Annotated in this window: 12 protein-coding genes; 11 read left to right on the top strand and 1 reads right to left on the bottom strand. The window is 68.2% G+C overall.

Annotation, left to right across the window (positions count from 1 at the left end):
* Position 1 precedes the first annotated feature (1 nt).
* From ACH82I_RS12540 to ACH82I_RS12590, 11 genes are all read left to right on the top strand, one after another.
* The gene (locus ACH82I_RS12540; protein ID WP_413333017.1) at positions 2–2,053 is read left to right on the top strand and encodes a S9 family peptidase; all 2,052 of its coding nucleotides are present in this window, start codon (positions 2–4) and stop codon (positions 2,051–2,053) included.
* Positions 2,054–2,203: 150 nt separating this feature from the next.
* The gene (locus tag ACH82I_RS12545; RefSeq protein WP_413333018.1) at positions 2,204–3,187 is read left to right on the top strand and encodes an SIS domain-containing protein; all 984 of its coding nucleotides are present in this window, start codon (positions 2,204–2,206) and stop codon (positions 3,185–3,187) included.
* The gene (locus ACH82I_RS12550) at positions 3,184–4,119 is read left to right on the top strand and encodes an ROK family protein (RefSeq protein WP_413333020.1); all 936 of its coding nucleotides are present in this window, start codon (positions 3,184–3,186) and stop codon (positions 4,117–4,119) included. The genes ACH82I_RS12545 and ACH82I_RS12550 overlap by 4 nt, the downstream gene beginning before the upstream one ends.
* The gene (locus ACH82I_RS12555) at positions 4,116–5,348 is read left to right on the top strand and encodes a PfkB family carbohydrate kinase (protein WP_413333022.1); all 1,233 of its coding nucleotides are present in this window, start codon (positions 4,116–4,118) and stop codon (positions 5,346–5,348) included. Before ACH82I_RS12550 ends, ACH82I_RS12555 begins: the two co-directional genes overlap by 4 nt.
* Before the next feature lie 53 nt (positions 5,349–5,401).
* Complete coding sequence (locus ACH82I_RS12560; RefSeq protein ID WP_413336759.1) at positions 5,402–6,229, top strand: class II fructose-bisphosphate aldolase; 828 nt, start codon at positions 5,402–5,404, stop codon at positions 6,227–6,229.
* 57 nt (positions 6,230–6,286) lie between these two features.
* Complete coding sequence (locus ACH82I_RS12565) at positions 6,287–7,078, top strand: DeoR/GlpR family DNA-binding transcription regulator (RefSeq protein ID WP_413333023.1); 792 nt, start codon at positions 6,287–6,289, stop codon at positions 7,076–7,078.
* Complete coding sequence (locus ACH82I_RS12570; protein WP_413333025.1) at positions 7,075–8,424, top strand: N-acetylglucosamine-6-phosphate deacetylase; 1,350 nt, start codon at positions 7,075–7,077, stop codon at positions 8,422–8,424. The genes ACH82I_RS12565 and ACH82I_RS12570 overlap by 4 nt, the downstream gene beginning before the upstream one ends.
* Positions 8,425–8,473: 49 nt before the next feature.
* Positions 8,474–8,944, top strand: coding sequence for a hypothetical protein (locus ACH82I_RS12575; RefSeq protein ID WP_413333027.1), 471 nt, complete (start codon positions 8,474–8,476; stop codon positions 8,942–8,944).
* 92 nt (positions 8,945–9,036) lie between these two features.
* Positions 9,037–9,732, top strand: coding sequence for a hypothetical protein (locus ACH82I_RS12580; protein WP_230746266.1), 696 nt, complete (start codon positions 9,037–9,039; stop codon positions 9,730–9,732).
* A 194-nt stretch (positions 9,733–9,926) separates the two neighbouring features.
* Complete coding sequence (locus ACH82I_RS12585; RefSeq protein ID WP_413333029.1) at positions 9,927–10,583, top strand: copper chaperone PCu(A)C; 657 nt, start codon at positions 9,927–9,929, stop codon at positions 10,581–10,583.
* Positions 10,567–11,916 (top strand): Dyp-type peroxidase, encoded by a 1,350-nt coding sequence (locus ACH82I_RS12590; RefSeq protein WP_413336760.1) that lies wholly within the window; start codon positions 10,567–10,569, stop codon positions 11,914–11,916. Before ACH82I_RS12585 ends, ACH82I_RS12590 begins: the two co-directional genes overlap by 17 nt.
* Positions 11,917–11,931: 15 nt before the next feature.
* Here the strand turns inward: ACH82I_RS12590 and ACH82I_RS12595 are convergent, their stop codons facing one another.
* Positions 11,932–12,834: a glycine betaine ABC transporter substrate-binding protein gene (locus ACH82I_RS12595; RefSeq protein ID WP_413333031.1), complete on the bottom strand. Its 903-nt coding sequence runs from the start codon at positions 12,832–12,834 to the stop codon at positions 11,932–11,934.
* Between the last annotated feature and the right edge of the window lie 146 nt (positions 12,835–12,980).

The raw sequence follows: 12,980 nt of genomic DNA on the forward strand, positions 1-12,980 counted from the left end.
CATGACGACTCACGACGCAGTGACCAGACTCCTCGATGCCCGCCGACTGCAGGGCATCCTGACGAATTACAGCGGGCGCGTCCTCGCCCAGTACTCCTTCCCCGACTCCGCGGGCAGCTCCTCACTCAGCCACCTCGCCGACATCGGGGGTGAGACGCCGCGCAGAATCACCCGCGGACAGCAGTCCATCGCGGCGGCGGCGCTGAGTGAGAACGGAACGATCTGCTTCGCCGCGAAGCGACCCGGCGAGGACGGCAAGGACGCCGAGAGCCCCAGTCTGTGGGCACTGCCGCCTAACGGTGAGGCCCGCAGGCTCGCCGAGCACGACGGCGGCTTCACCCGCATCGACGCCAAGGGTGAGACCCTCATCGTCGAATTCCCTGTCCACACCTGGGCCGGGACGGAGACGCAGCACCAGGAATACAGCAGGGAACGCAGCGAGGCGAAGGTCAGCGGAATCCTCCACACGGGCTTCCCCGTCAGGCGCTGGGATCACGACCTCGGCCCCGGTGTGCAGACGCTCGCGGTGGCGGACCTGTCCACCCTCGCCGATGAGTTCCCCGACGTCCCGAGCGAACTCGGCCAGGCCGGCGACGATGAAGAGGGCACACCAGCCCGAACTCCCTCGGCCATCGACTTCCACCATCTTTCGCTGCCTCCCGGCCGCCTCGTCGACTGGGCCGTCGACGACAACGCCCGATTCGCACTCGTCGAGCTCGAGAAGCCCATCGACGGCCGCCTCGAAGCCGGCGAACTCTGGCGGATCGACCTGAGAGGCGGTCGCCCGCCCCGCCGCCTCGCCGAACCCGCCGCTGACCACAGCTTCGGCATCGCGGCCATCAGCCCCGACGGAACCCGTGCGCTGGTCACCCGGGAGCAGTTCTGGACTCCGAAGACGAACCTGTCCATGACGCTCATGGTCCTCGATCTCGAGACCGGAGCAACCCGCCCGGTCTGGCCCGATGCCGACTTCTGGTTCTCCCCGCTGTGGGTCGATGATCAGACGATCGTGGCCACCGCCGACGATCACGGCCGGGGCAGCGTCTTCATCGGCGATGTCGACGACCCGCAGCCTCGGCGCCTGGCCGGGGGACCGGGGAAGAAGTACTCGTTCTCGGGACTGCGACTCTCCGGAGAATCGGTCGTCGCGACCGCCTCGGCGATCGACGTCGCCCCTCTGCCGATCGCCATCGACCTGGCCAGCGGGGAGGTCAGCGAACTCGCGAATCCGGCGAGCACGATCGATGAGGAGGGCACCCTCGCCGAGGTGGAGGCCCGGGCCGAGGACGGCACCGCGGTTCGCGCCTGGCTGGCGCTGCCCGACTCGGAAGGCCCGCACCCGCTCGTGGTCTTCGCCCACGGAGGCCCCTGGGGGTCGTGGAACGCGTGGACCTACCGGTGGAATCCGGGCCCGTTCGTCGCCGCCGGGTACGCGGTGCTGCTGCCGGACCCCGCGATCTCGACGGGCTACGGGCGAGCGATGATCGACCGCGGCCAGCAGCAGCTCGGCGGCGTGCCGTTCACCGACGTCATGGCACTGACCGATGAGGCCTGCGCCCGGGCAGACATCGATGCCGAGCGGACCGCCCTGGCCGGCGGATCCTACGGCGGATACATGGCCAACTGGGTCGCCGGGCACACCGGGGATCGCTTCAGGTGCATCGTCAGCCACGCCTCCCTGTGGAACACGACCTCGATGGGCCGGACCACGGACAACGCCTCGTGGGATGAAGCGATGCGGGAGCAGGCGGACACGTACTCCCCGCACCTCTTCGCCTCCGACATCGAGGTGCCGATGCTCGTCATCCACGGTGACAAGGACTACCGGGTCCCGATCGGGCAGGGGCAGGAACTCTGGTTCGATCTGCTCACGAAGTCGCGGACGCCGCTGGATCAGGACGGACACACTCAGCACCGCTTCCTCTACTATCCCGACGAGGGGCACTGGGTGCTCGGGCGCGGCAACGCCGAGGTCTGGTATCGCACGGTGCTGGCCTTCCTCGACACTCATGTGCTCGGGATCGACGCGGAACGTCCGCGCACCCTGGGGTGAGCGGCGGGGTGCCCGTGGTCGGACGGCTCGCGGACTCCGAGACGAAGTGGTTTGCGGGCGACAACCGGGCATCTCCTCTGTCCGTCCGCGCGAAAATGTGTCATTATGATGATTGAATACTCTCAAATTCGATCAGGAGAATGATTGGTCATGACGCTCGGCCGATTCATGGAAGAAGAGCTGCGCAGTCAGCCCGAGACCTGGGAGCGGACCCTCGAGGTCGCGGTTCCCGTCTCGGCGCTGCCTCAGAACGGCGAACGCATCGCCGTCATCGGCTGCGGGTCCTCCTGGTTCGGTGCGCAGGTCTTCGCCTCCCTGCGCGAGACGCTCGGCCAGGGCGAGACCGACGCCTTCACCGCCAGCGAATTCCCCGCCGCACGCAGCTACGACCGGATCGTCACGATCTCCCGCTCCGGCACCACCACGGAGGTCGCCGAGGCGCTCGACCGACTGCGTTCGCAGAAGTCCGGAGCCGGCGCCGCGGGCTCTGCCGGGTCGTCCGATCCTGCCGGCGCGAAGGTCCCGGTGACCTCCATCCTCGGGGTGGCCGACACCCCGATCGGGCAGCGCTCGACCCATGTCGTCGAACTCGACTTCGCTGACGAGCAATCGGTCGTCCAGACCCGTTTCTCCACCTCTGTGATCGTCGCGATGCGCTCCTGGCTGGGCCTGGGCGAGCAGCTCACCGAGGCCATCGCCGACGCCGGTCAGGTGCTCGCCGGCATCGCCGAGGACTTCACCGCGGCCGATGAGTCCATCCTCGATGAGGAGCTGCTCACCGCCGAGCAGTTCAGCTTCCTCGGCCGTGGCTGGACCTGGGGGCTGGCCAACGAAGCGGCGCTGAAGATGCGCGAATCCGCGCAGGCCTGGACCGAATCGTATTCCTCGATGGAGTACCGTCACGGCCCCATCGCCATCGCCGCACCCGGCCGCGTGAGCTGGCAGTTCGGGGAAGCGCCGGCCGGACTGCAGGAGCAGGTCGAGGCCACCGGTGCCCGCTTCGAACACGCGGACCGTGACCCTCTGGCCGAGCTCGTCCGTCTCCACGCGCTCGCCCTCATCCGGGCCCGCCGCCTCGGCGTCGATCCGGACAATCCGCGCTCGCTGACCCGGTCGGTCGTCCTCGGGGGATGACCACACGGGACGAGATCCTCGCCGTGGCCGAGGGAGTGGACCTCGGCCCGGGACCTGTCGCGCTCGCCGTGGACGTGGGCGGCACCGGACTCAAGGCGGCCCTCATCGACTCGAGCGGCAGGATCGCCGATGCCCGCACCGCACCGACCCCCACCTGCGCCGGAACCGACGGCGCTGAGGTCATCGACGCCGTCGCCCGACTGCGGGACGCCTTCGCCCACACCGCCGTCACCTCGGCGGCCGTGGTCGTCCCCGGCATCGTCGATGAGGCCACGGGGACCGGAATCCACTCGGCGAACCTCGGGTGGCAGGATGCGCCGCTGCGTGCCCTGCTCACCGAGCGCCTGAGCATCGAAGTCACCGTGGGCCACGATGTGCGTGCGGCCGGGCGGGCGGAGTTCGACCTCGCCGAGGCGATGCCACCTGATGCCGTGATACTCACCCTGGGCACGGGGATCGCCGCGGCCGTCCGCATCGACGGCAGGATCGTCTCCGCCGGGGGCTATGCCGGCGAGGTCGGCTTCACCGAGGTTGCCGTCGAGACCGCCGACGGGCTCTTTCGCGGTCCGGCCGAGCACATCGCCTCGGCCGCCGCGATCTCGCGTCGCTACGCCGAGCGGTCGGGAAGAGACGTCACCGGTTCCCTCGCGGTTCTCGAGGCCGCGCAGGCAGGCGATCCGATCGCACAGGCGGTACTCGCCGAGGCGGTCGAGGCCCTCGGTGCGATGTGTGCCCAGATCGTCGCGGTCATCGCCCCGCAGGCCATCGTCTTCGGCGGAGGCCTGAGCGGTGCCGCCGGACTCCTCGACGGCGTCGAGACCGCGATGCGCTCCCGGCTGGGATTCCACCGGGTGCCGAGGATCCGTCGTGCCCGACTCGGCTCCGCCGCCGGACTCATCGGCGCGGGGCTGCTGACCCGGGATTCGTTATGAGCGCGGGGCAGGAAGCGGCCGGCAACGATGCGGCGGCCGGCAGCGAGCCGGTGGCCAGTGGCGAACCGCCCCGGATCGTGTCCGTCACGCTCAGCCCGGCACTCGATCTCACCCTGGCCACCGGGCAGCTTGAGCTCGGCTCCTCGCAGAGGATCGCGGCCGCGAACGCGCGCCTCGGGGGCAAAGGCATCAACGTCGCCCGAGTCCTCGCCGAACTGGGCTGCGGTGTCTACGTCCAAGGGCCGGTTGCTCGCGAGCACTGGCCCAAGAGTGCGGACAGGCATGCCGCCGATTCGCCCGCCGCAGATTCGCCCGCCGGCAATACGGCGTCGACCGAGCGGACCGATCACGGTGGTCTGCTCTGGGACCTCACGGACACCGAGTCCCCGCTGCGCCGCAGCTACGCCATCGTCGAGGACTCGGGACGAGCGACCGTGCTCAACGAGCACGCCCACGCGCATCCCGCCGAGGTCTGGGCCGAGCTCGAAGCGGGCATCCTCCGGCGGATGAGCGAGCCCGCGGTGAAAGTGCTTGTCATCTCCGGATCCACCCCGGCGGATCTGCCCGCCGGTTTCCACGACCGAGTCATCGCCGCGGCCCATGAGCAAGGCGCCACCGTCATCGTCGACACCTCCGGGCCGGGACTGCATCTGGCGGCCCGGGCGGGATCGGACTGGGTGAAGCCGAACAGTGAGGAACTCGCCGAGATCGCTGGGGCCGACAAGCTGATCCAGGCCGGGGCCAACGAGCTGATCAGTGCTGGAGCCGACGAACTGATCCGGGCCGGAGCCGGCACAGCCCTCGTCTCCTTCGGCAGCGAAGGCATGGTCTTCGTCGACGACTTGGGGGTTCGGCTGTGGGCACGTCTGGGCCGAGCCCTGCGCGGCAACCCCACCGGAGCCGGAGATGCCGCCGTCGCAGCATTGGCCCGGTGGTTGGCCGACCGGCCGAGCTCCGGAGGACCCGCAGAAGCTGGTCGGTTCTCAGGCTCGCGACGCCCAGCAGTCACGGAGCGACTTCGCGAGGACGAGATCGAAGCTCTCCTCACCGATTCGGTGGCGATCTCGGCGGCGGCGGTCCTCATGCCGCAGGCCGGGCAGATCCACCCGAGCTGGGGCCGACTGCGTGATGACGTCGTCCTCAGCTTCCAGGCAAGCCCCATCGCCCCAACCGACATCACCTCCTCGGCGAACACCGACTCCCACAACACACTGAAGGGCCGAGCATGACCCGAGCGACGACGATCGACCTGCTGCGCGACACCATGCACACCGCACACACCATGTCCACTGCGCACACCAAGCACACCGCACACACCGGGCCCGCCGCGGTCGGCGCCTTCAACGTCATCCATCTCGAATCCGCCGAGGCCATCGCGGCCGGTGCGGAACAGGCGGGCCTGCCCGCGATCATGCAGATCTCCGAGAACTGCGTGCGCTATCACGGCCGGTTGGCCCCCATCGCCCGGGCCACCCAGGCCATCGCCGGCTCCGCGAACGTCCCGATCGCCGTCCACCTCGACCACGCCACCGATACCGAACTCGTCGACGAGGCCATCGAACTCGGCTTCGACTCGGTCATGTATGACGGTGCCCACCTCGACTTCGACGCCAACTGCGCCACCACCGCCGAGGTGGTCCGCCGTGCCCATGCCTGCGGCATCGGCGTCGAGGCCGAACTCGGAGAGATCGGCGGCAAGGACGGTGCCCATGCCCCGGGGGTGCGCACCGACCCGGATGAGGCGCGACGTTTCGTCGAGCGCACCGGAATCGATGCCCTCGCTGTCGCCGTGGGCAGCTCCCACGCCATGGTCGAACGCACCAGCCGACTCGACCTCGCCCTCATCGAACTACTGGCCGACGCTCTCGCTATACCCCTCGTGCTCCACGGATCCTCCGGGGTTGCGGATGCAGAGATCGCCCGTGCGGTCGAAGCGGGAATGGCCAAGATCAACATCTCCACCCATCTCAACAAGGTCTTCACCGCCTCGGTGCGGGCGAGCCTTGACGCCCGACCCGAGCTCGTCGACTCCCGGAGATACCTGGGGCCGGCGCGGGACGCCTTCGCCGCCGAGGTCGCCCGCCTGCTGACCGTGCTGTCGGGAGACTGACCATGCTGTCGGGAGACGGGTTTGCCAAAGCGGACGACGAGGACTGAAAGTTGGCTTATGAACATGCGTGAAGACCGCCTCGATGCGATCCTGTCGCGCCTCGACCGGACCGGTTCGGTCGGGGTGGATGCGCTCAGCCGGGAACTCGAGGTGTCCGTGGCGACGATCCGCCGCGACCTCGATCTGCTCGAACAGCGCCGCCTCGTCGAACGCACCCACGGCGGCGCCACCCGGCGGGCCGTCGACTACGATCTCTCGCTGCGCTACAAGGAGGCGGCTGCAACCGAGGCCAAGGCGGCGATCGCCCGCGCCGCCGTCGACCGGATCACCCCCGGATCGGTCATCGGCCTCTCCGGGGGAACCACGACATTCATGGTCGCCGACGCCCTCAGCCAACGTGATGACCTGCTCGCCGACCTCACGATCGTCACCAATGCCGTGGACATCGCGAACAAACTCGCCATCCACCCCGGTCTCAAGGTCATCGTCTGCGGTGGGGTGATCAACGCCTCGAGCTTCGAACTCGTCGGCGCCTTCGTCGACGCGGTGCTGCGCAGCATCTGGCTCGACCTCGCCTTCGTCGGTGTGCACGCGATCTCCGCGACCGCCGGCTGCATGACCGCGAACGAGGACGAGGCCTTCGTCAATCGGCTCATGGCCGAACGCGCCGAGCACGCCATCGTCGTCGCCGACTCCTCGAAGTACGGTCACCGCTCCTTCGCCTCCGTCGGCGGCACCGAGGTGTTCGAGGCGATCATCACCGACGACAACCTCGGCGAGGATGCCCGCAGGGAGCTGACCGAAGCGGGCTTCGACTTGGAGCTCGCCCAGACCGGGAGCGGGCAATGACGGACGCGAAGCCCCCCGCCGAGGTGATGGACCGGCAGACCCCCGCCGAGGTGATCGTCCACGACGTGGTCATCCTCGACAGCGCGTCGGCCGCTCCGGCAACAGCGGACGCCACGGCCCCGACAGAGCGCGCCTCAGCACCGACAGAGCGCGCCACAGCACCGACGGAGCGCGCCTCAGCGTCGGTCGCGGACGCCGACTCGGGCGAGGGATGGATCGCCGCGGCCGGGGGAGTCGTCGTCGCCCGCGGGCGCGGTCCCGGTTGGAAGCAGCTGAGCACCTCGGCGACTGTGCAGATCGTCGACGGCAACGGCGGATACCTCGCCCCGGCCTATGTCGATCTCCACTGCCACGGTGCCGGCGGCGTGAGCGCTGAAGACCTCATGGCAGGCACCGCCGATGCCGCGTCCACCGCCGATGCTCCGGGCCTCGCCGAGATCCTCGCCGTTCACCGGGCGCACGGCACCCGGGCGCTCGCCCTCTCCTTCGTCTCGGACACGATCGACGGACTCTGCCTCTCTCTGTCAGCAGGAGCCGAAGCCGCGCGATCTGCCCCGGGGATCCTCGGCCTCCACGCCGAAGGCCCGTTCCTGTCCCCGGATTTCAAGGGCGCTCACGCCCCCGAAGTCCTCACCGCCCCCACCCCGGAGGCGGTCGAACGGATCCTCTCTGCTGCGGACGGAACGCTCGTGCAGGTCACCCTCGCCCCCGAACTCCCCGGAGCGATCGAGACGATCGGCCGGTTCACCTCGGCGGGAGTGCGGGTGGCCATCGGGCACACGGCGGCGGACTACGCGCAGGCCGCGGAAGCCTTCGACGCGGGAGCGACCATCCTCACGCACGCGTTCAACGCGATGCCCGGCATCCACCACCGCGCTCCGGGACCGGTCCTCGCGGCAATCGACGCAGGCCAGGTAACCCTCGAACTCATCAACGACGGGGTGCACGTCGCGACCCCGGCCGCGCGCATGCTCGCGAATCTTGCGCCGGGTCGGATCGCGCTCATCACCGATGCGATGGCCGCGACCGGGATGGACGACGGGCGCTATATGCTCGGTTCCCTGCCTGTCCAGGTCGAGGACTCCGTGGCCCGGCTCGTCGCCGCTGATGGCACCGTCGGATCGATCGCCGGATCCACTCTGACCATGGACGATGCCGTGAGGCGTGCCGTCATCGAGGTGGGGCTCAGCCCGTTCGACGCCGTGCGGGCCGCGAGCCTGACTCCGCTGCGGTCGCTCGGACTCGCCGCCGAGGACGACGATGAACTCCTGGCAGTGGGAATGCCGGCCGAGTTCCTGCTCCTCGAGACAGACCTGAGCATCCGCGAATCGTGGATCCCCGGCTGAGCACTGTGCGATTTGCGCGCTCTGGTGCCGAACGTGGCACGATAGGACCATGGATGCCCTGCTCCTCATCGACACCGACGACGCCAGCTATCCCAGCGATGACGCCATGGAGATCCTCGGCGACATCGTCACTCGCACCCGCGCGGTCGGAGGGGTGCTGATCTTCGTCTCGACGAAGGAGGACCTCGCCGAGACCGAGGACGAGGAGCTGAGCATCTTCGTCCCCGACGAGGAAGACCTCGTGCTCCGCTCGGACAACCCCGACATCTTCGAAGGCGTCGGCGACCTGGCCGCCGGTCTGCATGATATGGCCGTCGACCGCATCGTCTTCGCCGGTGCCGATGATGCGCCCGGGGCCGTCTACGCCTCGGCGATGGCCGCCATCGTGTGCAACTTCGACGTCATCGTCCTCTCCGATTCGGTCACCGACCCCGAGGGCGAACCGGTCGACTGGATGGGTGCCGCCGAGGACGCCGGTGCGATGGTCAAGAAGACCGCCGACACCTGGCTGCGAATGTGAGCCGCGGCGCCTGACCTGAGTTGGGTGCCCAACTGGTTCTACGATGAGTAGAATGTGAGTGAGAGCTGGGAGCTGAGCCGGAAGGAGGGCCGATGACCGGGTGGAACAAGTCCGTGCGGGCGCTCTTCGCCGCGCTCATCACGACTCTTCTGGCTGTGCTCATGCACCTCGGGGCGGGCGGAGTCGTCGCCCCGACCGGTGTGGCCCTCGTCTTCATCCTCGTCCTCTGGGCCGCGATGATCTTCGCCGGCCGTCGCCTCGGCTATCTCTCGCTGGTGGTCATCCTCGGCCTCGGCCAGGCGCTCATGCACCTGTCCATGGGCTGGTTCGGTGCCATGGGCACCGCACAGTCAGCCTCGGCGAACGGTTCCGGCCAGCCGTCGTCCGGATCCGCGCTTGCACAGTCCCATGCTCATCAGCACCTCGGCCACGAGGCGGGAACGCTCGATCTCAGCCACGCGGGCACGATGGCACATTCGCACGGGGCCCACGGAGCCGGAGCTTCCATGTCCGGAGGCGCAGGTGCAGACCTCGGCATGCTGCTGGCCCACATCGCCGCCGTCCTCGTCACCGCGGTCATCCTCAAGCGTGGTGAGGACATCGTCCTCACCATCCTGCAGCTCGCGCTCGGTCCCGTGGCGACCGCAATCCAGGCCCTCGCCGAGGCGGCCGGCACCCTGGCCGAGTTCCCGGCCCGTGCCGCACGCGGTGAGTTCCGGCTGCCGCAGGCGATCACCTCCGCCGTCACCGGCCCGAACTATCGTCGCGGCCCGCCCGCGCTCGTCTGACACACCTCCATCACCGGCGGCGAACCCCGCCGGACCACCAATCATCTGGTGACAGTCGAGCGCATCCCGGCTGCCCGTGGGCAGCCGCATGGAGCCGTGCCCGGGCCACCGACCGTGTCGCGACATTGCGTCGCTGCGGGCCCGTTGCCCTGAGCCCTGCTCGACTGCACCGAGAACCGAAAGTGCAGACGACAATGCGAAAGAACATCACCCTCGCCACCGCCGTGCCCCTGGCCGTGCTCATCGGCCTCGTCGGCTGTGGGCAGAGCCAGAGCCAAGCCCAAGAATCCGCCACCACCGAATCCGCCGCCGAGGCGAACTCCGAGGTCGACGCCGCCGCCCTCAGCCTCGACGACGCGTGGGTCAAGGCCGCCGACGACGGCATGACCTCGGTCTTCGGGACGCTGAAGAACAACACGGACAAAGACATCACGCTCGTCGAGGCGAAGTACCCTGACGCCGATATGGTCCAGCTCCACGAAACCGTCGAGGACGATTCGGGAGCGACGACGATGCGGGAGAAGAAGGGCGGTGTGGCCATCCCCGCCGGCCAGAGCGTGACCTTCGAACCGGGCGGCGACCACATCATGCTCATGAGGTTGAAGAAGCCGATCAAGGCCGGCGAGGAGATCTCCGTCGAACTCGTCACCGCCGATGATCAGAGCGTCGACGTCACCGCTGTCGCGAAGGAGTACTCCGGAGCCAAAGAGAACTACGCCCCGGACGAGGCGGAGGGGAACGCCGATGACGAGAGCGAAGACGAAGGCGACATGAGCCACGACGACATGGACCACGACGACATGGACCACGCAGACATGGGCCACGAGGACATGGATCACGGTGACCACTGATCCGCACGAGGAGGGGCAGGACCCGGCTGCCGATGAAGGATCTGCGGCCGGGTGCCCCTTCGGCTTCAGCCGCCGGCGGCTCATCGCCTCGGCGGCTGCGGCCGGGGGCACCGGTGTCATCGGAGCGGTGGCCGGCTTCGGGATCGGCCGAGGTCGTGCCGCAGAAGCCCCGGCACCGCCTCGGCGGGATCTCACCGGGGCCAACGGGCCCGTTCTCGAACCCTTCTACGGCACTCACCAGGCCGGGGTGGAAACCCCGGCCCAGGCCTATGCGCACTTCTTCGCGCTGCGCCTCAGACCCGGAACCAAGGCCGCCGAGGCGGTCCGCTGGCTGCGTCTGCTCACCGCGGATGCCGCGGCGCTGACTCAGGGGACCGCACCGCTGGCCGACTCCGAACCCGAGCTCGCCCGAGATCCGGCGCGGCTGACGGTCACCTTCGGCTTCGGTCGCAGGCTCGTCGCCCTCGCGGGCAAGGACCGAGTGCCCGACTGGTTGGGTCCGCTCGAGAAATTCCGCATCGACGATCTCGAGACCAAGCTGTGCGAAGGGGACCTGCTCCTGCAGATCTGCGGGGACGACCCGCTGACCTTGGCCCATGCCCGCAGGATGCTGTTCAAGGACTCACGGGCATTCGCCGAGGTGGCCTGGCAGCGAGACGGGTTCCGTCGATCCTACGGCAGTGAGGGGGAAGGGCAGACGCAGCGGAACCTGTTCGGCCAGCTAGACGGGACCGCGAATCCGGGCCCCGGGTCCGAGGACTTCGCCCGCATCATCTGGGGGCAGGGAACCGGGCGGGCCGATGCGCGGTTCTCCGCACGCGGCGAACCTCCGGCCGACCTCGGCGCGCATCTGCCCGAGTGGATGCGCGGAGGCACCACCCTGGTGCTCCGGGACATCGCAATGAACCTCGAGACCTGGGATGAGGCGGACCGCCCGGGGCGGGAGTTCTCGGTCGGCCGAACGCTCGACACGGGAGCTCCGCTCTCGGGCGGGGACGAGTTCGATCCGCCGGACTTCTCGGCCGTGGACAAACGCGGGCTGACGAAGATCTCCGCGGCCTCGCACGTGGCCCGCGCTCGTGACGGTTTGGGTCCAGAGGTGCAGATCCACCGGCGGACCTTCAACTACGAGACGGGGGCGGGGGAGGAGTCCGGGCTGCTGTTCGCGTCCTTCCAGGCCGACATCGATCGGCAGTTCCTGCCGATCCAGCGCCGCCTCGCCGAGGTGGACCTGCTCAACACCTGGACGACGCCGATCGGGTCGACGGTGTGGGCGATCCCACCGGGCATCGAGGAAGGCGAATACATCGGTCAGAGCCTGTTCGAAGGATGAGCGTGCCGGGTCTGGTCAGTCCGTGAGTTCGGTGCCGAAGGCCTCGGGGTTGTCCTTGAGCCACTGATCGACCGCATCGCCTTCCTGGCCTTCTTCGTATTCGTTGACGATGAGGTTCTCGAGGTCGCCGTACTGCTTGTCATCGAGCTTGATCCCCTTGATCAGCTCGGTGGCCTCGGGGAACTCTTCGCCGAAGCCCTTTGTGCCGAGGAAGTGCATGCCCTCCGGGTCGCCCATCGCGTTCTTCGGGTCCTCGAGATCTTTGACGTCGTAGGTGTTGTTCGCCCAGAACGGTCGCCACAGGGCGACGACGATGTCTTCCTTCGCATCGATCGCATTGCTCAGTTCGGTGAGCATCGCAGGAGTCGAGGAGGTGACGAGTTCGAAGTCCTTGTCCAGGCCGTAGGCCGGCATCATCGAATCCTTCGTCACCTTGGTCAGTCCGGCGCCGGGTTCGATGCCGATGATCTTGCCGTCGAACTTCGCAGCGTTGTCGGTCAGTTCGTCCATCGAGTCGATGTCGACGTAGGAGGGCACGACGATGGTGTTCCTCGCTTGGTCGAAGTAGGTGCTGATGTCCTCGATGTCGTCGCCGTACTCATCCATGTACTGCTTGTGGGTGCGCTCCGGCCATGCCGAGGGATAGATGTCGACATCTCCGTTCGCGACACCGGCGTAGAGGATCGCGGCTTCGGACATCGCCTCCATTTCAACGCCGTATCCCTGCTTCTCGAACTGGTCCTCGAGCAGGAAGGCGGTGCTCAGGCTGTCCGACCACGAGGAGATGTAGCCGATGGTGATCGTTCCCTTCTCACTGTCGGAGCCCGAGTCCTTGCTGGCCTCCTGTGAGCAGCCGGACAGTGCCAGGCCGAGAGCAGCACAGGCGGCGATCATCGTGGCGAGAGTACGTGACTTCATTGTTCATTCCTCTTTGGTATAACTGGCCGCTCGATCGAATCGGGCCATCGTTGGTCCTGACTCGAGCTCCCGGAGGAGTTCCGAAACGGCGATCACGTTTGTGATCACAAATTCTTGTACAGCCATATAACCACAGTCCTCCCGCG

This window comes from Brevibacterium sp. GP-SGM9, assembly GCF_047300845.1.
In the GTDB taxonomy this organism is placed as follows: domain Bacteria; phylum Actinomycetota; class Actinomycetes; order Actinomycetales; family Brevibacteriaceae; genus Brevibacterium.

What these genes read in the sequence shown, in the direction of transcription:
- ACH82I_RS12560 (WP_413336759.1), top strand. Translation starts at nt 5,402, where the DNA reads ATGTCCACTGCGCACACCAAGCACACCGCACACACCGGGCCCGCCGCG.
- ACH82I_RS12595 (WP_413333031.1), bottom strand. Translation starts at nt 12,834, where the DNA reads ATGAAGTCACGTACTCTCGCCACGATGATCGCCGCCTGTGCTGCTCTC.
- ACH82I_RS12580 (WP_230746266.1), top strand. Translation starts at nt 9,037, where the DNA reads ATGACCGGGTGGAACAAGTCCGTGCGGGCGCTCTTCGCCGCGCTCATC.
- ACH82I_RS12575 (WP_413333027.1), top strand. Translation starts at nt 8,474, where the DNA reads ATGGATGCCCTGCTCCTCATCGACACCGACGACGCCAGCTATCCCAGC.
- ACH82I_RS12550 (WP_413333020.1), top strand. Translation starts at nt 3,184, where the DNA reads ATGACCACACGGGACGAGATCCTCGCCGTGGCCGAGGGAGTGGACCTC.
- ACH82I_RS12540 (WP_413333017.1), top strand. Translation starts at nt 2, where the DNA reads ATGACGACTCACGACGCAGTGACCAGACTCCTCGATGCCCGCCGACTG.
- ACH82I_RS12565 (WP_413333023.1), top strand. Translation starts at nt 6,287, where the DNA reads ATGAACATGCGTGAAGACCGCCTCGATGCGATCCTGTCGCGCCTCGAC.
- ACH82I_RS12545 (WP_413333018.1), top strand. Translation starts at nt 2,204, where the DNA reads ATGACGCTCGGCCGATTCATGGAAGAAGAGCTGCGCAGTCAGCCCGAG.
- ACH82I_RS12555 (WP_413333022.1), top strand. Translation starts at nt 4,116, where the DNA reads ATGAGCGCGGGGCAGGAAGCGGCCGGCAACGATGCGGCGGCCGGCAGC.
- ACH82I_RS12570 (WP_413333025.1), top strand. Translation starts at nt 7,075, where the DNA reads ATGACGGACGCGAAGCCCCCCGCCGAGGTGATGGACCGGCAGACCCCC.
- ACH82I_RS12585 (WP_413333029.1), top strand. Translation starts at nt 9,927, where the DNA reads ATGCGAAAGAACATCACCCTCGCCACCGCCGTGCCCCTGGCCGTGCTC.